This window comes from Streptomyces sp. NPDC101219 (assembly GCF_044767675.1).
In the GTDB taxonomy this organism is placed as follows: domain Bacteria; phylum Actinomycetota; class Actinomycetes; order Streptomycetales; family Streptomycetaceae; genus Streptomyces.
Genome location: NZ_JBIWOK010000002.1, coordinates 66044 through 86374 on the forward strand (window position 1 = coordinate 66044; position 20331 = coordinate 86374).

General features: G+C 71.3%; 19 protein-coding genes. 6 read left to right on the forward strand and 13 right to left on the reverse strand.

Annotated elements, in window-relative coordinates:
- Positions 1 to 37: 37 nt before the first annotated feature.
- The 5 genes from ACIRPP_RS03595 to ACIRPP_RS03615 all read right to left on the reverse strand — a co-directional run bounded on the left by ACIRPP_RS03595 (position 38) and on the right by ACIRPP_RS03615 (position 4789).
- The gene (locus ACIRPP_RS03595; RefSeq protein WP_403637681.1) at positions 38 to 832 is read right to left on the reverse strand and encodes a hypothetical protein; all 795 of its coding nucleotides are present in this window, start codon (positions 830 to 832) and stop codon (positions 38 to 40) included.
- Between the two features lie 102 nt (positions 833 to 934).
- On the reverse strand, positions 935 to 2425 hold the full coding sequence (locus ACIRPP_RS03600) for a GntP family permease (protein WP_403637683.1): 1491 nt from the start codon (positions 2423 to 2425) through the stop codon (positions 935 to 937).
- Positions 2426 to 2541: 116 nt separating this feature from the next.
- The gene (locus ACIRPP_RS03605; protein ID WP_164350093.1) at positions 2542 to 2952 is read right to left on the reverse strand and encodes a RidA family protein; all 411 of its coding nucleotides are present in this window, start codon (positions 2950 to 2952) and stop codon (positions 2542 to 2544) included.
- A complete protein-coding gene (locus ACIRPP_RS03610; RefSeq protein ID WP_403637685.1) occupies positions 2949 to 3713 on the reverse strand; it encodes an IclR family transcriptional regulator in 765 nt (254 codons plus the stop codon). Before ACIRPP_RS03610 ends, ACIRPP_RS03605 begins: the two co-directional genes overlap by 4 nt.
- On the reverse strand, positions 3710 to 4789 hold the full coding sequence (locus tag ACIRPP_RS03615; protein ID WP_403637687.1) for a sugar kinase: 1080 nt from the start codon (positions 4787 to 4789) through the stop codon (positions 3710 to 3712). Before ACIRPP_RS03615 ends, ACIRPP_RS03610 begins: the two co-directional genes overlap by 4 nt.
- A 135-nt stretch (positions 4790 to 4924) precedes the next feature.
- Between ACIRPP_RS03615 and ACIRPP_RS03620 the strand changes: the two genes are divergently transcribed.
- On the forward strand, positions 4925 to 6202 hold the full coding sequence (locus ACIRPP_RS03620) for an amino acid deaminase (RefSeq protein WP_403637689.1): 1278 nt from the start codon (positions 4925 to 4927) through the stop codon (positions 6200 to 6202).
- Between the two features lie 11 nt (positions 6203 to 6213).
- A complete protein-coding gene (locus ACIRPP_RS03625; RefSeq protein WP_403637691.1) occupies positions 6214 to 7824 on the forward strand; it encodes an amidohydrolase family protein in 1611 nt (536 codons plus the stop codon).
- A gap of 29 nt (positions 7825 to 7853) precedes the next feature.
- Here ACIRPP_RS03625 and ACIRPP_RS03630 read toward each other — a convergent pair whose 3' ends face one another.
- Positions 7854 to 8792, reverse strand: a complete 939-nt coding sequence (locus ACIRPP_RS03630; protein WP_403637693.1) for a serine protease — start codon at positions 8790 to 8792, stop codon at positions 7854 to 7856.
- A gap of 299 nt (positions 8793 to 9091) precedes the next feature.
- Between ACIRPP_RS03630 and ACIRPP_RS03635 the strand changes: the two genes are divergently transcribed.
- Positions 9092 to 10303, forward strand: a complete 1212-nt coding sequence (locus ACIRPP_RS03635; RefSeq protein ID WP_403637695.1) for a pyridoxal phosphate-dependent aminotransferase — start codon at positions 9092 to 9094, stop codon at positions 10301 to 10303.
- Between the two features lie 108 nt (positions 10304 to 10411).
- Positions 10412 to 10834: a hypothetical protein gene (locus ACIRPP_RS03640; RefSeq protein WP_403637697.1), complete on the forward strand. Its 423-nt coding sequence runs from the start codon at positions 10412 to 10414 to the stop codon at positions 10832 to 10834.
- Positions 10835 to 11346: 512 nt separating this feature from the next.
- On the opposite strand, the gene ACIRPP_RS03645 is transcribed toward ACIRPP_RS03640, so the two are convergent.
- The 6 genes from ACIRPP_RS03645 to ACIRPP_RS03670 all read right to left on the reverse strand — a co-directional run bounded on the left by ACIRPP_RS03645 (position 11347) and on the right by ACIRPP_RS03670 (position 16546).
- A complete protein-coding gene (locus ACIRPP_RS03645; RefSeq protein ID WP_403638310.1) occupies positions 11347 to 11853 on the reverse strand; it encodes a hypothetical protein in 507 nt (168 codons plus the stop codon).
- A 158-nt stretch (positions 11854 to 12011) separates the two neighbouring features.
- Positions 12012 to 13502 (reverse strand): ATP-binding protein, encoded by a 1491-nt coding sequence (locus ACIRPP_RS03650; RefSeq protein ID WP_403637699.1) that lies wholly within the window; start codon positions 13500 to 13502, stop codon positions 12012 to 12014.
- Between the two features lie 121 nt (positions 13503 to 13623).
- Complete coding sequence (locus ACIRPP_RS03655; RefSeq protein ID WP_403637701.1) at positions 13624 to 14646, reverse strand: hypothetical protein; 1023 nt, start codon at positions 14644 to 14646, stop codon at positions 13624 to 13626.
- A 25-nt stretch (positions 14647 to 14671) separates the two neighbouring features.
- Entirely contained in the window at positions 14672 to 15424 is a 753-nt protein-coding gene (locus ACIRPP_RS03660) for an NUDIX hydrolase (protein ID WP_403637703.1), read from the reverse strand.
- Positions 15421 to 15711: a DUF397 domain-containing protein gene (locus ACIRPP_RS03665; protein WP_403637705.1), complete on the reverse strand. Its 291-nt coding sequence runs from the start codon at positions 15709 to 15711 to the stop codon at positions 15421 to 15423. Before ACIRPP_RS03665 ends, ACIRPP_RS03660 begins: the two co-directional genes overlap by 4 nt.
- On the reverse strand, positions 15692 to 16546 hold the full coding sequence (locus ACIRPP_RS03670) for a helix-turn-helix transcriptional regulator (protein ID WP_403637707.1): 855 nt from the start codon (positions 16544 to 16546) through the stop codon (positions 15692 to 15694). The genes ACIRPP_RS03665 and ACIRPP_RS03670 overlap by 20 nt, the downstream gene beginning before the upstream one ends.
- Positions 16547 to 16693: 147 nt before the next feature.
- On the opposite strand from ACIRPP_RS03670, the gene ACIRPP_RS03675 reads away from it, so the two are divergent.
- A complete protein-coding gene (locus tag ACIRPP_RS03675) occupies positions 16694 to 17176 on the forward strand; it encodes an ATP-binding protein (RefSeq protein ID WP_403637709.1) in 483 nt (160 codons plus the stop codon).
- Positions 17177 to 17394: 218 nt separating this feature from the next.
- Here ACIRPP_RS03675 and ACIRPP_RS03680 read toward each other — a convergent pair whose 3' ends face one another.
- A complete protein-coding gene (locus ACIRPP_RS03680; RefSeq protein ID WP_403637711.1) occupies positions 17395 to 19215 on the reverse strand; it encodes a phosphoenolpyruvate carboxykinase (GTP) in 1821 nt (606 codons plus the stop codon).
- A 341-nt stretch (positions 19216 to 19556) separates the two neighbouring features.
- Here ACIRPP_RS03680 and ACIRPP_RS03685 point away from each other — a divergent pair, with 341 nt between their 5' ends.
- The gene (locus tag ACIRPP_RS03685) at positions 19557 to 20258 is read left to right on the forward strand and encodes a hemolysin III family protein (protein ID WP_403637713.1); all 702 of its coding nucleotides are present in this window, start codon (positions 19557 to 19559) and stop codon (positions 20256 to 20258) included.
- The last annotated feature ends 73 nt before the right edge of the window (positions 20259 to 20331 follow it).

A 20331-nucleotide genomic window follows, 5' to 3' on the forward strand; every position in this document is an offset into this window, starting at 1 on the left:
GAAGCCCCGGGGTGAGCACCCCGGGGCTTCCGGCGCCCTACTTCGACTTCTTCGGCTCCTTCGACTCCTTCGGCTCCTCGGAGTCCTTGGGCTCCTCCGACGCCTTGGAGACCTTGGAGTCCGTAGAGTCTGTGGAGTCTGTGGAGTCCTTGGTCAGGTCGGGGCCGGACGCGTTGGCGCCGGACGCGGTGGAGGACTCCGAGTCGTCCGCGTCCGCCTTCGGGTCCGCATTGGCGTCCGCGTCCGTCTTAACGTCCGCGTCCGTCTCGGCGTCCGCGTCCGCGTCCGCCTCCGTGTCCTCGCCGTCGTCGAAGTACGCGTCGAGGACCGCGTCCAACTCCGTGTCCCACTCGGCGAACCGGCTGCGGGCCGGGGCGTCGATCTCGATGGGGTACCAGCGCCGGTCCGGGGTGTGCACGGTGACCGTGTAGCGCTTGCCGAAGCGGGCGGTCTCCGTCTCCACCGCGCCGATCTCGTCCCAACGGAACTCGCACTCCTGGTCGTCCAGCCGCAGCCGCACGCCCCGGTGGTCCGCGACGATGGACGCACGGCGGTCGGACGCCTCGAAGACGGGCCCGTCGGGGACGCCCTCGTCCTCCTCGGCCCCGTCCTGCGGAGCCTCGTCCGGGCCGGGGACCACGTCCCGCGGTTCCGGCGCGGAACTGCCGGACGTCACCGTCCCGTTGGCCTCCTCCGGCTCACCGGAACGGTCCTTGCCCGGCCCGGACTCCTCCTGCCGGCCGGACACGGGGGCGGTGAGCCCGGGGATGAATGCCGGGTCGAATCCGGCGCCTTCCAGGGGCTGGCTGCTCGATCCAATGCGCTGCTCCACAGCGGAGCAGTATGGTCGACAAACCTGTGCCGGGCACAGCCAGCCCCCGACTTCGTTATCGGACGCCTACACGGGCCCCACCGGTCCCTCCCCTCGTACGACTCATACGACGAGGCTGAGGGCGGCCGCGACCAGGAACCCGGCCACGGAGAGCACGCTCTCCAGGACCGTCCACGTCTTGAGCGTGTCGCGTTCGCTGATGCCGAAGTACTTGGCGACCATCCAGAACCCGCCGTCGTTGACGTGCGAGGCGAAGATGGAGCCCGCCGAGATCGCCATGATGACGAGCGCGACGAACGCCTGCGAGTGGTCCCCCTCGGCGAGCAGCGGGGCCACGATGCCCGCCGTCGTCACGATGGCGACCGTCGCCGAGCCCTGGGCGACCCGCAGCACCACGGAGATCAGGTACGACAGGACGATCACCGGCAGGCCGACGTCGTTGAAGGTGTCGGAGAGGGCCTGGGCGACCCCGCTGGCCTTGAGGACCGCGCCGAAGACGCCGCCGGCGCCGACCACGAGCAGGATGTTGCCGACCGGCTTCAGGGAGGACGTGGAGACGGTCTCCAGGGACTTGCGGGACCAGCCGCGCCGGATGCCGAGCAGGTAGTAGGCGAGGAACAGGGCGAGGGTCAGCGCCACGAAGGGGTGGCCGAAGAACTCGATCACCGAGCGCAGGGTGGAGGGGTCGAGGGCGATCGAGGAGAAGGTCGCGGCGAGGATCAGCAGCAGCGGCGTGCCGATGATGCCGAGGACGGTGCCGAGCGGGACCGGCGTCTCGCGGGGCGTCACGCCGGAGGCCCGCTGTTCGGCGACGACGGCCGCCCTGGCCTCTTCCGCGGCCTCGACCATGTCCTGCGGCACGGCGACGAAGATGCGCCGGCCGATCCAGGCGGAGTAGACCCACGCGGCGATCACGGCGGGGATGCCGCAGACGACACCCATCAGGATGACCCAGCCGAGGTCCACCTGGAGCAGTCCGGCGGCGGCCACCGGGCCGGGGTGCGGGGGCAGGAAGGCGTGGGTGACGGAGAGCCCGGCGAGCAGCGGCAGGCAGTACAGCAGGATCGACTTGCCGGACCGTTTGGCGGCGGCGTAGACGATCGGGGCGAGGACGAAGATGCCGACGTCGAAGAAGACCGGGATGCCGAAGATGAGGCCGGTGAGGCCCATGGCGAGGGGGGCGCGCTTCTCGCCGAACAGGCCGAGCAGCCGGCCCGCCAGCACCTCGGCGCCGCCGCTGACCTCGAGGATGGCGCCCAGCATGGTGCCGAGGCCGATGATGATCGCGACGTGGCCGAGGATGCCGCCCATGCCGCTTTCGATGGTGGACACCGCGTCGGAGCGCTGGACCGTGCCGAAGAGTTCGGTGACCGAGAGTCCGGCCGCCAAGCCGACGGCTATGGAGACGCCGAGCAGGGCGACGAAGGGCTGCAGCCGCACCTTGATGATCAGGAAGAGGAGCAGCGCGATGCCGAGGGCGGCGACGGTCAGCAGGCCGGCGGTGCCGTCGACGAGCAGGAGCAGTCCACCGGTGTGGGGTGGTGTCCCGTCCGGCGCGGAGGCGGCGAGCGGGAGGAATTGCGGGTGGGACATGCGGGGGTCCTCTGGGTAAGGGCATGGGGTTTTCGGGCAGGGGGGATCGCGGCACGGCGCCCCGCGGGTGTGCGGGACGCCGTGCCGGTCGGCTGCGGAGGGGGCGTGCGGGAAGCTCAGCCGAGGACGGCGAGCGCGTCGATCTCGATGAGGAGGCCGGGGGGCAGACCGACGTAGACGGTCGTGCGGGCGGCCGGGGGCTGGGTGAGGCCCTGCTCCTCGAAGTAGGTGTTGTACAGGTCGTTCATCTCGGCGAAGTGGTCGACATCGGTGAGGTAGACGCGGATCATCATCACGTCGTCCCAGGTCGCGCCGCCCTCCTCCAGGATGGCCTTGACGTTGGCGAGGGTCTGGAGGGTCTGCTCGCGCAGGGTGGGGCCGGCGGGCGTCGGCGGCTTGCCCTCCTGCGCCGGGAGGAACCCGACCTGACCGGCGACCTGGAGGATGTTGCCCTTGCGCACCCCGTGGGAGAACTTCGCGGGCGGGGTGGTGTGGGTCGCCGGGGTGAGCGCGGTCTTCTCGGTCATGCGGGGGTGTCCTTCACTGGAGTTCTGCCGGAGTACTCCCCGCTGATGGCGTCCGCCGTGCGGCGCACCAGCGGGAGCAGGGTGAGGAGTTCGTCGGCGGTGACGACGACGTTCGGCGCGGACACCGACATCGCGGCGACCACCCGGCCGTCGGCCCCGCGGATCGGGGCGGCGACGCAGTTGATGGACTCCTCGTGGCCGCCGAGGTCGGTGGCCCAGCCCTGTTCGCGCACCGTGGCCAGTTCCTGGAGGAACGCGGTGGCGTTCGGTGTCGAACGGGGTGTGTACATGGGGTAGTCGAGCTTCTCCGCGAGGGCGCGCCGCTCGTGCTCGGGCAGGTCGGCCAGGAGCAGTTTGGCGACGGCGGCGACGGTGATCGCGACGGGCTTGCCGATCCGCGAGTACATGCGCACCGGGTAGCGGCTCTCCACCTTGTCGATGTAGAGGACCTCGTTCTCCTCGTACACGGCGAGGTGCACGGTGTGGCCGCAGCGCTCGTTGAGGCGGGCGAGGTGGGGGTGGGCGATCTCGCGGACGTCGAGGTTCTCCATCGCCTCCTGGGCGAGGGCGAAGAGGCGGGCGCCGAGGCGGTAGCGCTGGTCGGACTGGCGGTAGACCAGGCCGTGTTCGTGCAGGGTGCGCAGCAGGCGCAGCGCCGTGGACTTGTGGACGCCGAGGCGGTCGGCGACCTGTCCGAGGTCGGCGGGTCCCTCCGCGAGCAGCGGCAGGATGCTCAGTGCGCGGTCGACGGTCTGGCTCATATGGTGCGTACCTCCTCGTCGGCCTCTTCGTCGGCTCGTGTCCAGCCGGGGCCGAGTCGCAGTCTCCCCCACCCGGTGTCGTCGAGGGCGGCGAGCCGGTCGGCCAGGGTGCGGGCGGGCGGGGGCGCGAGGTCGCCGGGGGCGGTGAGGGTGGCCGCCGCCATGAGGTGTCCGTGCCGCAGCCGGTCCCGTACGGGAAGGCCCCTCAGGGTGGCCGAGAGGAAGCCGGCGGCGAACGCGTCGCCGGCGCCGGTGGCGGCCACGACGTCGACGTCCAGGGCGGGCACGAAGGTGGCCGTGCCCTCCGCGTCCGCGCGGCCGTCGGGTTCCCGGTCCAGGGCGACGGCCCCGCCCCTGCCCTGCTTGACGACGACGAGACGCGGCTCGGGCAGCGCCTCCCGCACCGCGCGGGCCCCGGGCAGCCCCCATGCCTCGCGTGCCTCGTCGTCGCCGACGAAGACGATGTCCGCCCCGCGCGCCAGTTCCAGCAGCACCTCGGGTCCGTGTCCGTCGCGCCACAGGCCGGGGCGGTGGTTGACGTCGAAGGAGACCAGGGGCCGTCCGGGGCGGCGTGCGGTCAGCTCCCGCATCAGGTCCCGGCAGCCGTCGGAGAGGGCCGCCGTGATGCCGGACAGGTGCAGGACCCGTCCGGCGCGCACGGCCGCCAGGTCGACGCCGGTGGTGCTCATCGCGGAGGCGGCCGAACCGGCCCGGTAGTAGGCGACCTCGTGGGCGTCGTCGGCGCGGTCCCCGGCGGTGCGGAAGTAGATGCCGGTGGGGCGGTCCGGGTCGCGGCGCACGTACGACACGTCGACGCCCGCGGCGCCGATCGCCTCGACGAGGTGGTCGCCGAAGCCGTCGGCGCCGACCCGGCCGACCCACCGGGTGGTGTGTCCGGCGGCGGCGAGCGTGCAGGCCACGTTGGACTCGGCGCCGCCGATGCCGCGGTCGAAGGAGGGGACGTCGGCGAGGCGGCCGGGCCGGGTGGGCAGGAACGTCACCATGGACTCGCCGAGCGCGACGACGTCGACGGCCTCTAGGGCGCCGGGGGCGTTGCCGGTTCCGGTGACGGTCACGATGGCGGGGCTCCTCGGTGGCTGCGGGGTGGGGCGGTGTCCGTTGACCCCGCGTGGCCGAGATGTTAGACAGCGGTAAGCGATATACGCAATGAGTGTTGCAACCAGCGCAACGCACCTGATCAGGAGGTTCCGATGGTCTCCGGCACCGGCTTGGACGCGCTCGCCCTTCTCTCCGAGGAACGCGTCGACCACCGTTTCAAGGGCCTCCCGCCGGACGCCGACGGGCTGACCGTCGGCGAGCTGGCCGCGCAGCGCCGCAACCTCTTCACCGACGGCTTCACCACCCCGGTGCTCGCGCTGTCCGCCGAGCGGCTGGAGCACAACCTGCGCCTGATGGAGACGTACGCGGCCCGGCACGGGCTCGCCTTCGCCCCGCACGGCAAGACCTCCATGGCCCCGCAGCTGTTCCGGCGGCAGATCGAGCACGGCGCCTGGGGCATCACGCTGGCCGTGCCCCACCAGGTGCGCGTGGCCCGGGCGTTCGGCGTCCGCCGGGTGTTCCTGGCCAACGAGCTGGTGGACGCCGCCGCCCTGCGGTGGATCGCCGCCGAGCAGGACACCGACCCCGAGTTCCGTTTCCTGTGCTACGTCGACTCCGTGCGCGGCGTCGAGCTGATGGACGCGGCCCTCGAAGGGGCCGCCCGCCCCGTGGACGTGGTGGTCGAGCTGGCCGCCGGCGACGGTGCCCGCACGGGCGTGCGCACCGAGGCCGAGTGCGCCGCCGTCGCCGACGCGGTGGCCGGGGCGCGCGCGCTGCGGCTGGCCGGCGTCGCCGGGTACGAGGGCGAGGTCCCCGCCGCGGACCCGGAGCGGGTACGGGCCTGGCTGCGGCGACTGGTGTCCCTGGCCGCCAACTTCGACCAGGCCGGGCGGTTCGCGGGGCTCGACGAGATCGTGGTGAGCGCGGGCGGCAGCGCCTGGTTCGACGCGGTCGCCGACGTCTTCGCGGAGATCCCCGAACTGTCGGCACCCGTACTGAAGTTGCTGCGCTCGGGCGCGTACGTCTCGCACGACGACGGGCACTACCGCCGGCTGACCCCGTTCAACCGGGTGCCGGAGGAGGGCGCGCTGGAGCCGGCGTTCCGGCTGTGGGCGCAGGTGGTCTCCCGCCCGTCGCCCGAGCAGGCGTTCCTGAACGCGGGCAAGCGGGACGCCGCGTACGACCTGGACCTGCCGTCCGCGCAGGTGGTACGCCGGGACGGCACCGAGCAGCCGGCCGCCGGCATCACGGTCACCGGCCTGTCCGACCAGCACGCGTGGCTGCGCACCACCGGGGAGCCGGGCCTTCAGGTGGGAGACTGGGTGGGACTCGGTCTGTCCCACCCCTGCACGTCGTTCGACAAGTGGGAGCTCATCCCCGTCGCGGAGGCGGACGGCACGGTGGTCGACTACATCCGCACGTTCTTCTAGGAGGCCGGCGCATGGAAGAGCTCGTCATCAGGGACGCGGAGGTGGTCGACGGCTCCGGCGACTACTCCTACCGCGCGGACGTGGTCGTCGACGGCGGCCGCATCGTGTCGATCGTGAAGGAGGCGGCGGCCGCGGGCTGTCAACGCCCCAAGGCCCGCCGGGAACTGGACGCCGAGGGCCTCGCCCTCTCCCCCGGCTTCATCGACATGCACGCGCACAGCGACCTGGCCCTGCTGCGCGACCCCGACCACAGCGCCAAGGCCGCCCAGGGCGTCACCCTGGAGGTGCTCGGCCAGGACGGCCTGTCCTACGCGCCGGTCGACGACCGCACGCTGGGCGAGGTGCGCCGGGCGATCGCCGGGTGGAACGGCGACGGGGACGACATCGACTTCGACTGGCGCTCGGTCGGCGAGTACCTGGACCGGCTGGACCGGGGCATCGCGGTCAACGCCGCCTACCTGATCCCGCAGGGCACCGTCCGCGCCCTCGCCGTCGGCTGGGAGGACCGCGAGGCCACACCCGCCGAACTGGACCGGATGCGGCGCCTGGTCGCCGAGGGCCTGGAGCAGGGCGCGGTCGGCATGTCCTCGGGGCTGACGTACACACCGGGGATGTACGCCCGGGGCGCCGAACTGACCGAGCTGTGCCGGGTGGTGGGCGAGTACGGCGGCTACTACTGCCCGCACCACCGCAGTTACGGCGCCGGCGCGCTCGGCGCGTACGCCGAGATGGTGGAGCTGGCCCGGGAGGCGGACTGCCCGCTGCACCTGGCGCACGCCACGATGAACTTCGGGGAGAACAAGGGCCGCGCGCCTGAGCTGCTGGCCCTGCTGGACGAGGCCCTGGACGCCGGGGCGGACATCAGCCTCGACACCTACCCGTACACGCCGGGCTGCACCACGCTGGTGGCGCTGCTGCCGAGCTGGGCGAGCGAGGGCGGCCCGGAGGCGGTCCTGCGGCGGCTCGCGGACGAGGAGACGGCCGAGCGGATCCGGCACCACCTGGAGGTCACCGGCTCGGACGGCTGCCACGGCGTGCCGGTGGAGTGGGAGACCATCGAGATCTCCGGCGTCGGCGACCCGGCGCTGGGCGAGTACGTGGGCCGCACGGTCCTCGACGCCGCCCGCGAGCGCGGGGACAGCCCCTGGGCGGTCGCCCGTGAGCTGCTGCTGAAGGACCGGCTCGCGCCGACCATCCTCCAGCACGTCGGCCACGAGGAGAACGTGCGGGCCATCATGCGCCACCGGGTGCACACCGGCGGCTCCGACGGCATCCTCCAGGGCGCCAAGCCGCATCCGCGCGCCTACGGCACGTTTCCCCGCTATCTCGGGCACTACGTACGGGAGTTGGGGGTGCTGACGCTGGAGGAGTGCGTGGCCCACCTGACCGCGCGGCCGGCCGCCCGGCTGCGGCTGCCGGACCGCGGGCTGATCCGTGAGGGGTACCGGGCCGACCTGGTGCTGTTCGACCCGGCCACGGTGGGGGCGGGCTCGACCTTCGAGGAGCCCCGGACGCTGCCGACGGGCATCCCGTACGTCATGGTGGACGGGCGGTTCGTGATCGAGGACGGGCGGCGCACCGACGTGCTGGCGGGACGGGCGGTGCGCCGGACACCCCGGTGACCGCCCGCCCCCCCTTGCCCCGGGCGGTGCTACGGCTTGGGCAGCACGCAGCCGCTCGCGCCGAGCTCCAGCTTGCTGTCGGCGCCGAAGCAGCCGGGGAACCAGTAGGTCTGCTGGGCGTAGTTGATGCCCTGGCGGACGGTGACCCGGCCCTGCTCGTCGATCTCGCAGGGGTTGTTCACCGTGCAGCGCTCGCCGTCCTCGTTGCCGGTGTTGTTGACGGCGACGACCCTGCCGGTGGCGGCGTCGACGACCGGCGAGCCGGAGGTGCCGCCGATGGTGTTGCAGGAGGGGGTGTAGCGGACCGAGTCCTTCCAGGTCCAGTCGCCCTCCTTCATGCGGTGCACGAAGCCGTCGATCGAGCAGTTGTAGATCCGCTTCCAGTACCCGGAGACGACGCTGATCGCGGTCCCCGCCGTCGGGCGGGTGTCGTTCAGGGTGAGCGCGTCGATCCCGTACGCGCTCCGGATCTGCCCGTAGGTGCGGTTGAGGCGGTAGATCGCCGCGTCGGTGTCGGTCATCGTCGCGTAGACCAGCCGCTCGGCCCGCAGGGTGGCGACCCGGGAGCCGGAGGCGTTGAGCAGGCCGAAGCTGCGGCTGGAGGGCCGGTCGACCAGGACCTGCCCGGGCGCCGGGAAGCCGCTCTCCAGGCAGTGGCCGTTGGTGAGGACGAGCGCGGGGTCGTCGGCGGCGGAGTCCGGCATGCGGACGACGGAACCGGAGCAGTTGCTGAGCGCGACGGTGCCGGCGAAGTTCACGGCGTTCGCCCGCGGCGCGGTGAGGCCGGACACGGTGTCCGTCACGGTCGCGGCGGCACCGTCGACGACGTCGAGGAGCGTGGTGCCCCCGGCGTCCGTGGCCGCGGTCGTGTCCGGGGCCGTGGGGGCGGGCCCGGCGGCGACCGCGGGGGTCGCGCCGACGCCGGCCAGGGCCAGGGCGGCGAGCGCGACGACGAGAGGTTGTCTCATGTGGGGGTCCCCTCTGGTGACTTGGGCGCCCGGAATCCTCCGGACACCCACAGAATTGTCATGCGCATTGTCAGCACGGGAGCGCCGAGGGGGCAAGGTGCCGTCGCGGGGTGACCGGGACCAGCGTGTCGCGGACGGCCGCGCGGGTGGCGACCGTCACGGGGAGGGCCGGTGGGGAGACGGGGAGGGTCCGTGTGAGGGTCATGGAGAGCGCCGGAGGACATAACCACCCGAACCGACGCGTCTCACGTGGCGGAAAACACGGACCGAACGGCACGAGGGGGCCGTAAGCTCCCTGCATGCAGGTGATCCAGTCGACCAAGCTCGCCAACGTCTGTTACGAGATCCGGGGCCCGGTGCTCGAGGAGGCGATGCGGCTGGAAGCTGCCGGTCACCGCATCCTCAAGCTGAACACCGGGAATCCGGCGGCCTTCGGCTTCGAGTGCCCGCCCGAGATCCTCGAGGACATCCTCCGCAACGTGTCCTCGGCCCACGGTTACGGCGACGCGAAGGGCCTGCTGGCGGCCCGCCGCGCGGTCGTGATGCACAACCAGACCCTCGGCATCGAGACCGACGTCGAGCACGTCTTCATCGGCAACGGCGTGTCCGAGCTGATCGTGATGGCGATGCAGGGCCTGCTGGACGACGGCGACGAGGTCCTCGTCCCCGCGCCCGACTACCCGCTCTGGACGGCCGCCGTCTCACTGTCCGGCGGCACCGCGGTGCACTACCGCTGCGACGAGCAGGCCGACTGGATGCCGGACCTCGCCGACGTCGAGCGCAAGATCACCGACCGCACCAAGGCGCTGGTGATCATCAACCCGAACAACCCCACGGGCGCGGTCTACGACGAGAGCATGATCAAGGGCCTGACCGACATCGCCCGCCGCCACAACCTGCTGGTCTGCTCCGACGAGATCTACGACAAGATCCTCTACGACGAGGCCACCCACATCCCGACCGCCGCCGTCGCGCCCGACCTGCTCACCCTCACCTTCAACGGCATGTCGAAGGCGTACCGGGTGGCGGGCTACCGGGTGGGCTGGATGTCGATCTCCGGCCCCCGCGCGCACGCCGACTCCTACATCGAGGGTCTGACGGTCCTGGCGAACATGCGCCTGTGCGCGAACATGCCCGGCCAGCACGGCGTCGTCGCCGCGCTCAGCGGCCGCCAGACGATCAACGACCTGGTCCTGCCCGGCGGCCGGCTGCGCGAGCAGCGGGACATCGCCTACGACCTGCTGACCAGCATCCCGGGCGTGACCTGCGTCAAACCCAAGGGCGCGCTGTACCTCTTCCCGCGCCTCGACCCCAAGGTCTTCAAGATCAAGGACGACCGGCAGATGGTCCTTGACCTGCTGCGCAGCGAGAAGATCATGGTCGTGCAGGGCACCGGCTTCAACTGGCCGGAGCCGGACCACTTCCGGGTGGTGACCCTCCCCTCGACCACCGACCTGGAGGACGCGATGGGCCGGATCGGCCGCTTCCTGGACGGATACGGCCAGCCCTGACCGCCGCACTCACCGTGCGTGCACGATCGCGTCCTCTTTTGTGAACGACTCAACTTTAGACTGAATCCAAGCTAGGATGGTTTCCTGTTAGCACTCAGGAGGCCATCCATGTACGAACCGATCCGCGCCAAGTCGGTCCACAGCACGATGGCCGGCACCTCCCAGGACGTCCCCCGCCGCTCCCGCGAGGAGGAGCTGGACATCCAGCTCGCGGGCCATCTCGGCACGCTGCTCGCCGTCACCGACGAGCTGCGCGCGGTGGCCCCTTCCAGCGACCTGGACGCCGCCGCCGAACAACTGGCGGAGCAGGTCACCCGCCTGCGGGGAGGACGCAAGCCGGCCCGCGCGTCGGCGACCACCCAGGGCCGCGACCCCAACGCGGCGGCCCTGCACCGCCGGGCCCACGCCCTCTCGGGCCGCGCCCTGGTCGTGGCCGCCTCGCGCGCCGACACGGCGGCCGCCATCCTGGCCGCCGAACGCATGGACGCCCACAGCGCGGCACTCCAGCCGCGCGAACTCACGTCCCGCTGAGCCCCCGCCCGGGGCACCCCCGAACGGCCCCGGTCCGCGCGCACCCGCAGCGACGCGCGGACCGGGCGCCACGCACGGCGACGACACGGCGCCCGCGCTCGAAGCGCGGGCGCCGTGTCGTTGTGCCGTCGTGCCGTCGTGCCGGCCGGGCAACTGTGCGCTTCCGTCGTCGCGTCCTGGCGGGGCAGCACACGGCGATCGAGCCGCAGCTCATACCGCACGGTCAGGCGCCGGCCGATCAGGCGCAGGAGTCCGTGGCGGTCCGGCCCGCGCGATGACTGGACGCTTGCATGACCACGTCGGTGGTGGCGGTGACTGGCCGTCGGCCGTCAGCCTGGTCGGGCCCGCCGAAGTCCAGGCCATCCGTGCCGACGCCCGCCCGGCGTTGTCGGCGGTCCGCGCACCGTGGACGCGCAACGCGCGGAAGCGAGCCGTTGCGGGGAGACTCTTCGAGCCGCCAGGCATGGGTGCGGCCGGTCGTCGCGTTACATAGTTCCCCTCAAGGAACGTCCTCAGCCGTTCGTGCCTGGAGATGGGGAGCTGAGCGGGGTGCTAGCCGACCAGAAGTCAGAACGGATGTACGGGAGTCCCAACGCTGCCTCGGAATCGGGGTCGATCGGCTTCCGCGGGGGTTCCGTCACTCGGGATTCGACCGCGCACGGAGACGTAGCGTCGAATCGAGCCATGCCCTTGTAACCGACCTGCAGACTGACCCGAAAACCGTCAGGAGTGGAAGCGAAAATGGCAGGCCTCTCCTTGTGATCACGAACGGAAGTGATCTCGTACCCGTTCTTTTTCCAGTGCCGCTCAACAAGCCCCAGAAAACTGCCACGCCGCTCGCCCGAGATGATCGTCATCACGTAGCGCCTCCGGACAATGGTTCCGGCGCCCGTCGCATCCCCCTTGAAGTCGGGACAAATAGCCTCGGTGGACGGCCCCCGCATCGCCTCGACCGTCGGCTTGATCCCAGCGAAGGTACTGTCCAGTATCTGTTCGGCGCGGTCGGCAGCTTCCTGCATATTCACTTTCTTCTCCTGCCCCCCGGCCCTCCCGGCATCATCGCCGATAAGGCCACACCCGGACAGTACAAATGACGCAATCGCCAGGACGGCAAATGAGTGGCCGTATCTCATCGGTGCCTTTCAGGGATGGGCGGGCTCTGCCTGGCCGGGGTGGGTCAGGCCGCGTGATAGAGCCGGTGCAGGTCGACCAGGACGACCTCGCCCCGCTTCTCGGCGTCGCGCAGTTCCGGGGCGAAGCCCGCGCCGCTGTAGCAGGCGGGGCGGGCCCGGCTGGTGTCCACGCCTCGCGCTTTCAGCAACTCCAGGATGCGGCGCAGGCGTTGTAGGTGGCCGAGGTGCATCACCTTGTGCCACTTCGCCTCGCCGACGGAGAGCAGGATGCCCTGATCCTGGCCCACCGCTCCGTGCACCACCACGTCGGCCTCCAGGGTGGTCCGGTTCGCGGGGTCGGCGACGGTCCCTGCCGAGACCTGGATGGGCATGCCCCCGAAGGTCGCGGCATCGGCGTGCCACTCGACCCATTCCCGGCACAACCGCTCGAAGTGGGGACCGACGACCTTGCTGAGGAACGTCGGACGGCTGTGTTCCCACATGGTGGCGGGTCCACGGCGACGGGACAGCAGGGCCGTCTCCGGGCGTACGACGGCGTGGTGGAAGGTGATGAGGGGCTCGGCGACGTGGTAGGTGGCGCGGTTGGCGCGGAACGCGTCCGGTTCGGAGGTCAGTAGACCGCAGTTCTTCAGGACGGTCAGCGGCAGGGAGATGTCCGTGGCCTTGCGGCCGACCGCGCTCGCGATACCGCCGCTGGTGCGGTTCCCGCCCGCCACCGCTGCCAGGACCGAGTGGTAGAGCGACCGGTTCCGCAGGTCCGGCTCGGCGGCCAGGAGGTAGGGGGCCTCGCCGTGGAGCGGGCGTGCCGGATTGAGTACGGTCCGGCAGACCCAGGCGTCGAAGTCGTCGGGCCCGTCCGGCACGTCGTCGTCGACGAACTCCCTGCGGTACGCGGGCGTCCCGCCGACGATGGCGTGCACCAGGACGGCCAGCCGCGGATCCCGGATGCCCCAGAAGTCGGCGGCCTCCCGGTAGCCGAGCGAGTGCACGACCAGGTCGAGACCCGCCCTGCCGTAGAGCGGTGACGCTCCGGAGAGCAGGCCGCCCATGAACGACATCGCGCTCCCGCAGAGCAGGATCCGGGGGCGCTCCCGGCCGTGCCGCTCGGAACGGACGCCCAGGGCGGCCTGCAACTGGGAGGGGAGGGCGGGCGCGTTCTGCACCAGGTAGGGGAACTCGTCGATCACGACGGGCACCGGCCGGTCCTTCGCGAGCCCGAAGAGCAGCGTCAGCGCCTGTTCCCAGGTCTCCGGCCTCGGGGGCACCGCCGCGCCGGTGAAGCGTGCGATCGCCTCTCCCAGCAGCCGCAGGGACTCGGCCGCCGATGCCTCGACCGCCGCATAGTAGAAGCCGTCAGTCGCGTCCGCCAGCGCCTGGAGCAGGAAGCTCTTGCCCTGCCGCCGACGGCCCGACACCACGCCGAGCCGGGGCCCGGCGCCCTCGGCGGTCGCGAAGGCGGTCAGCTCGCTCCACTCCCACTCCCGGTCGAACATGTCCGGGGGTCTCGGCAGACTGCGTGGGGTGGATCTGGCCATCGTGCTTCCTCTCTTTTAGAGACGTATCTCTTAGAGGTACGTCTCTAAAACGAAGAGGCAGGTCCCCGGTTACGGGTGGCTTCGCCCCCGTCCCCGAAAGAGAGGCCACGGAGGACGGCGTTCACAGCCCCGCCCCGGCGCGCACCCCGGTGACCGTGTGGCGGATGACCGGCTGACCGGACGCTGTCGCCTCCGCGCGCAGGAGGACGCCCGTGTCCGGGTCGACGGCGAAGGTGCACGTCAGACTGTCGTTCGGGGCCCAGGCGCTGAACGGGAACGCACGGAGGGGGCGGACCCCGCTGCGGACGGAGTTGCCGGGGCCGGGCGTGACGTGGGTCAGGTGGGAGACGATGCGGGCCGGTGCCAGCAGTTCGGCCAGCCGTGCGGCGAGCGGACCGGTGCGATCCGGGGCGTAGTCGCCCGTCACCCTCACGGTCTCCCTGCCGACCGTGACCGTCCAGGAACGGGCCGACGGCTGGGGGGTGAAGGACAGGTCCTCGTGCGGGTCGGCCTCCACGGCGATCTCGGCCGTCAGCCGAGTCGGCTCCACCAGGGTCCTGGCCATCCGGGCCAGGACCTGCCCCGCCCTTTCCTCCGACCGCACCTCGTCGATGTGCACCTCGCGGACGCGGGCGGTGACCAGGGGGCCCTCGTCGTCGTGGAGCACGGCGGTGCGGAGCAGACCGGTCCCCGGGTCGAGTCGCACCACCAGCTTTCGGGCATCGGGCGGCAGCCAGTCGTCGGCAGGGTCGGCGAACAACGGGTGCGGAGTCAGGGCGAGTTCGACCGCGTCCCCGTCGCGCCGAGCACCGGTCACCGTGCCGATGCCCCGGATCAGACGGGCGGGGTCGAAGAGCACCGCCCACGGCTCGCCCGCGTCCTCCTCGCGCAGGCCGCGGGTCGAGATGCCCGTGAGGCGGAACGTTTGCGACTCTCCGGGCCGCCCGGTCGCGGGGCTGCCGACCGCCCGAGCGCCGAACGGTCCGCCGAGGTCCGTCTCGACCGCCCGTGCCGTGGACGTGACGTCAACGACCGCGTTCAGCCTGACGTCCTCGGCGACCGCCGAGGCGAGCCGGGACAGCGCCCAGCCGGTCAACGGGTCCCGCTCGACGGGCGGTTCTCCCAGCCAGTGGGTAGGTGCCATGCGGCCCTCAGGTCTCCTTGCCACGTCATCGCCCTTGGGCGGGCCCCGCCCTGCGGGCATGCCGAGAAAGGGCAAGGGGCAGGTACGGCACGTGCGGGCCTGCGAGTGCTTCGAGGTCGGCGGGGGAACGCACCAGAGCGATGCGGTCCAGTTCCGGTGCGTGGCCGAGGGCACGCTCGGACGTCGTGAGGGTGTCGAAGCGGTCGCGCAGCCAAGCCGCCGGTCCGGGCGGCGCCTTGTAGAGGACGCCGACGCTGCCGTTGTCGCGCCGCGTGACCTGCCAGAGCGTCAGGCGGTCGCCCCGGGTCTCGATTCCGGTCTCCTCGGCCAGCTCGCGGGCCGCGTGCTCGCGCAGGTCACTCTCGGTCAGCATCTCGCCGTCCGGCGGTGGCTCGACCGCGCCGCCGGGGAGCTGCCAGCGGCCCGGTGAGGTGGTCCACGGGGCCATCCGGCCGACCAGGAGCCGTCCGTCGTCCGACGGTTGGGCCACCGCGGCGAACAGGGACGGCAGCCGCACGGTCGCTCCGGGTGTTCGGCGCAGGGCGTAGTACCGGTACGTCGCCCGGACCCACGTCAGCACGATGCCGTGCGGCTCGTCGTGCTCCAGGCCGGTGCAGCCGACCACCGGTCCGTCGAACAGCGTGGGATTGGCCCGGACGGCCGCCTCCCACGCCTCGTCCATGGACCGCCGGTCCTCCGCCGACAGCCGTGGTGCCGGGGCCTCGACGAGGGTCAGCCGGTCGGCGTCGAAGAGCTCGGCGCCGAGCGGCTGCGTCACGCCCCGGGGTCCGGCTTGAGGGACGTGACGAACGTCGTCCACGCCGGTGCCGTGACTGTCAGCACGGGGCCGTGCGGGACCTTGGAGTCCCGGACGGGGACGACGCCGGTGTGGGCGTCGCAGACTTCGAGGCAGTCACCGCCGTCCCCGTTGCTGTGGCTGCTCTTGCGCCAGCGGGCGGCTCCGGGGAACGCCTCGGCCACCTCGATGCAATCCCCGCCCGTGCCGTTGCTGTAGCTGCTCCTGCGCCAGACAGCGGCGCTCAAGTCAATCCCGGTGCTTGCCATTTCGGTCATCCTCAGCCGCCTTCTCCATCAGGGCGAGGGACGCCTTCGGAGACAGTGCGGCGGCCCTGAGCAGATCGTATGCCTTGCGGTACTGCTTCACGAGGGCCGGATCGTCGACCGTGTCTCCGCTGTACTGCGACTCCAGATAGACCAGCGGTGGGGCGTCGGGAAAGGTCATGACCTTGGCCATTCCCATCATGAGTGGGTGCGCGCCGCAGTTCCACGGAAGGATCTGGGGAAGGATGCGGTGACGCCGTGCCAGCCCAGCGATGTGCTCCCACTGGTCAGCGTTCTGCTCCGGCGGCAGGATCGGTTGCCGTAGGAGGGCTTCGGACAGGATGACCCAGTATTCGGGCTTCTTGTGGTTGTCCTCGAAGAGGCGGGCGCGCGCCAGGCGTGCCGTCACCTTCTCCTCCACGTCCTCGTCCGAGGACAGGGGGTGCGCCGAACGCATCACTGTGCGGGCGTAGGCGTCCGTTTGCAGAAGCCCCGGGATCAGGGTCGGACACCATTCCTCGATGGTGTCGGCGAACTTCTCGGCCTCCAGTACCCGTTCGAAATAGCCGGCGTAGCCCTTCCTCTTCGCCCGCCGTACGTCCTCGCACCGCCGGGTGAAGAAGCCGTCCGTGCCGAGGACGCGGTCGACGTGTTCGGCCAGTTCGGCGGGCATGCGGCGCGTGCCGCGTTCGATCTCGCTGAGGTGGCTGGGGCCGTAGAAGCTGCCCTCGACCAACTGCTGGAGGGTCAGGCCCGCTTCCTCGCGTTTCCAGCGCAACTCGCTGCCGTAGAAGGTCGGGACGCCGGTCGAGCCGTCGATGTCCTTGCGTTGCCCCATCGTTCACCGTCCTGGGTGTGCCGTTGCCGCGCGGTGCGCGGTGCTTCCCCTGTCGGGGGCGGGGAGTCCGCAGCCCTGTCACGCTAGGCGGCGCGGCGGCAGAGTGTGAGTGGTTCGTCACACAGCGCACTGGAAGGTGTGAACCTCATGCACGACCACCACCCCCTGGCCGCCGGCCGCTTCGTGGGACCGCCGCTGACGCTGGAGTTGCTCGCGACTCCGGCGGCCGTGCCGCGGCTGCGGGGCGCGCTGCGGGCGTACGGGATCGATGTCCGGCTGTGTGTGAGCGAGCTGGTGACCAATGTGGTCCGGCATGTCGGGGAGGGGGTGCCCGTGACGGTGCGGGTGTGGCGGGACGGCGGGCGGGTCCGGGTGGGGGTGACCGATCCGGAGCCCGGGGTGCTGCCCGTGCTGTGCGGGGCGTCGGACGCCGAGGCGGAGTCGGGCCGGGGGCTGGTGCTGCTGGACGCGCTGGCCGTGCGGTGGGGGGTGGACCGCGGGCCGGGCTGCAAGACGGTGTGGTGCGAGCTGTTCGCGGAGGACGCGGAGGACGGGGGGACGACGGCCGAGCGCTCCGGTCGACGGGGTCCGTCGGCCGGAGCGCTCGGTCATCCATCGGCACGTTCGTGAAAGCCCGCCGGGCGGGCCGTGCCGCAGTGGGCGGGGGTGGGCCCGTCGCCGCGGGTCCCGTCGGGGCGGACGGGGCGCGGTGGCGGGCCCGGAACCCCGTACGCCGTTGTACGGGGCCCCGCCGGTCGGTTCCGCGGCCGGCCGTGGCGTGACGATCGCTGGTCAGGGCATCCTCAAACCGAGTACCGACCGGCCGCGGAGTCTTGGGGGGCTGGTGGTCAGCCCAGGCGCTGTACCAGCGCGCGGTACTGGTCCCACAGCTCCTTGGGGGTGTGGTCGCCGAAGGTGTTGAGGTGCTCGGGGACCAGGGCGGCCTCCTCGCGCCAGACCTCCTTGTCGACGGTGAGGAGGAACTCCAGGTCGCTGTCGGAGAGGTCGAGGCCGTCGGTGTCGAGGGCGTCCTTGGTCGGCAGGATGCCGATGGGGGTCTCGACGCCCTCGGCCTTGCCGTCCAGGCGGTCCACGATCCACTTCAGGACGCGGGAGTTCTCGCCGAAGCCGGGCCAGACGAACGTGCCCTCGTCGTTCTTGCGGAACCAGTTGACGTAGTAGATCTTGGGCAGCTTCGACTGGTCCTTGTCGGCGCCCACCTCGATCCAGTGGCCCATGTAGTCGCCCATGTTGTAGCCGCAGAACGGCAGCATGGCGAACGGGTCGCGGCGCAGCTCGCCGACCTTGCCCTCGGCGGCGGCGGTCTTCTCGCTGGCGACGTTGGCGCCGAGGAAGACGCCGTGGTTCCAGTCGAAGGACTCCGTGACGAGGGGGACGGCGGTGGCGCGGCGTCCGCCGAAGAGGATCGCGGAGATCGGCACGCCCTTGGGGTCCTCCCACTCGGGCGCGATGATCGGGCACTGCGCGGCCGGGGTGGTGAAGCGGGCGTTGGGGTGGGCGGCCGGGGTGCCCGACTCGGGCGTCCAGTCGTTGCCCTTCCAGTCGGTCAGGTGGGCCGGGACCTCCTCGGTCATGCCCTCCCACCACACGTCGCCGTCGTCGGTGAGGGCGACGTTGGTGAAGACGGAGTTGCCCCAGAGGGTCTTCATCGCGTTGGCGTTGGTGTGCTCGCCGGTGCCGGGGGCGACGCCGAAGAAGCCGGCCTCGGGGTTGATCGCGTAGAGGCGGCCGTCCTCACCGAAACGCATCCAGGCGATGTCGTCGCCGATGGTCTCGACGGTCCAGCCGGAGATCGTGGGCTCCAGCATGGCGAGGTTGGTCTTGCCGCAGGCGCTCGGGAAGGCGGCGGCGACGTACTTGGACTCGCCCTGCGGCGGGGTCAGCTTGAGGATGAGCATGTGCTCGGCGAGCCAGCCCTCGTCGCGGGCCATGACGGAGGCGATGCGCAGGGCGTAGCACTTCTTGCCGAGCAGGGCGTTGCCGCCGTAGCCGGAGCCGTAGGACCAGATCTCGCGGTCCTCGGGGAAGTGCGAGATGTACTTGGTGCTGCTGCACGGCCAGGGGACGTCCTCCTGGCCCTCGGCGAGCGGGGCGCCGACGGAGTGCACGGCCTTGACGAAGAAGCCCTCGTCGCCGAGCTCGTCCAGGACGGGCTGCCCCATGCGGGTCATGGTGCGCATGGAGACGGCGACGTACGCCGAGTCGGTGATCTCGACGCCGATCGCGGACAGCGGCGAGCCGAGGGGGCCCATGCAGAAGGGCACCACGTACATGGTGCGGCCCTTCATCGAGCCGCGGAACAGCCCTTTGTCGCCGGAGAAGATCTCCCGCATCTCGGCGGGGGCCTTCCAGTGGTTGGTGGGGCCGGCGTCCTCCTCCTTCTCGGAGCAGATGAACGTCCGGTCCTCGACGCGGGCGACGTCGGTGGGGTCGGAGGCCGCGTAGTAGGAGTTGGGGCGCTTGATCGGATCCAGCTTCTTGAAGGTGCCCTTGGCGACGAGTTCCTCGCACAGCCGGTCGTACTCGGCCTCCGAGCCGTCGCACCAGACGACGGCGTCGGGCTGCGTCAGTTCTGCGATCTCGTTGACCCAGGAGATCAGTCCCTGGTGGGTGGTGGGGACGCCGGGAGCCGCGATGTCGCGCGCCACGATTGCTCCTAAATGAGGGTTTTTTGGTTGGAGGCCCCGTGGGGGCTGCGGCCCGGATGCTTCACGGAGGGATCTTGGCGCTCATCCGGTACCGACCGCACTCATATGATCATGCGATGCGCGCGCCCATCTGTCCAGAGGGGCGCACAGGTGAGCAACGTGACGATGGCCACGGTTTTCCGGGGTTCTTTACGTGCACATTGAGTACACCTTGCGCAATCTTTGCGTGACGATTCCCGAGGGGTGCGCGGGCCGGGCGACGCGTGAGACGATGGCCACTTCCCGTCGGTCAAGAGGCCGCACTCATCCGTAACTTACGGTCCCGTAGGTACGATGCGGCCATGACAGCGTTCGTCCCCGACGCAACCGACCACACCTCCGCAGGCCGCGGCCCGGAGGAGATTTCCCTGCCCCACCCGGTCAAGCCGAAGCTGCGCGGCTGGCTGCACCTCGGCATGTTCCCCGCCGCCCTGGTCGCCGGGCTGGTGCTCACCGCCCTGGCCGACTCCACCCGGGGCCGCATCGCCTGCGGGATCTACGCCCTGACCGCCTGCCTGCTCTTCGGCGTCAGCGCGCTGTACCACCGGGGCGACTGGAGTCCGCGCATGGACGGCGTCCTGCGCCGCCTGGACCACGCCAACATCTTCCTGATCATCGCGGGCACCTACACCCCGCTGACGATCCTGCTCCTGCCGGACGCCAAGGGCCAGTGGCTGCTCTGGGGCATCTGGGCGGCGGCCGCCGCGGGCATCCTCTTCCGGGTCTTCTGGGTCGGGGCGCCCCGCTGGCTGTACACCCCCTGCTACATCGCCATGGGCTGGGCCGCCGTCTTCTACCTCCCCGACTTCATGCGTGCCGGCGGCATCGCCGTCCTGGTCCTCGTCGTCGTCGGCGGCCTGCTCTACAGCGCCGGGGGCGTCATCTACGGCATCAAGCGCCCGAACCCCTCACCCCGCTGGTTCGGCTTCCACGAGGTGTTCCACTCCTTCACCCTGGCGGCCTTCATCGCCCACTACGTGGGCATCTCCCTGGTCGCGTACTGACAGCACACCGGGGGGAGGGAGCCCGCCGGCAGTCCGTCCGAATACCGCACGAGCCGCGGCGTCGACACCGGCG